Genomic DNA, 680 nt, shown 5'->3' with positions numbered 1-680 from the left:
TCCTATGCTCATAGCGCGAAAAATAACATAAGCGGTCATTAATTTTGTTAAGGAGGCAGGATACCAGCGCTCAAAAGCTTGATTATGTTCTAAGATGCGTCCCGTTGTAACATCAACAGAGATAAAGGGTTGCGCCAGAACGATAGTACTCGTTAAATTCAAAATGAAAGACAAAAACAAGTTATAGAGGAGCTGTCGCATTCAATGAGTCCAATTCCTTTTTATGCGTGATTTAGAATTATTTTAATGTAGCACACAATGCTTTTGAGTCCAGAATAGAGGGGACAAATGGTTAATGATGGTATCCATTTTTCTTCAGGGATAAAAATGAGCATCCATTTTTACCATCTCCCTTTTTTTGGTTTTACGGCTTTCGAAAATATCGAAAAAAATATCTTTTAAATCATGGAAATTGCTAAGAAGTTTACGCTTTTTTTTCGCGTTCTTTAAGGAGATTATAATCCTCACGAAGAACAGTGAGTCATTGTGCTGATCATTCACGGTCGTGTCTCAAGAAGACATTTTCACCTTGCCCCCATCGCATCTCTCGGCAGTGTTAGTAAAAGATAGATTTCTTGGTTACTACCACCTTTACACTTATAAAAGATACACCAGAACCATTATTCGATTTTTCAGCTCCCAATGTTGTATCTGCTCTTGCAATAAGATGATTCATAAAA

Annotated in this window: 1 pseudogene; it reads right to left on the bottom strand. The window is 36.6% G+C overall.

Features of this window, described 5'->3' with window-relative positions:
- Window positions 1-201 (bottom strand): annotated as a pseudogene (locus ACFIK8_RS11655) (D-alanyl-D-alanine carboxypeptidase); the annotation flags it as partial.
- Window positions 202-680: the final 479 nt, after the last annotated feature.

It is taken from the genome of Bartonella sp. MR168JLCBS (assembly GCF_042194175.1).
Note: the sequence above shows the minus strand (reverse complement) of the source record. Positions and strands in the feature narration are given on the sequence as shown.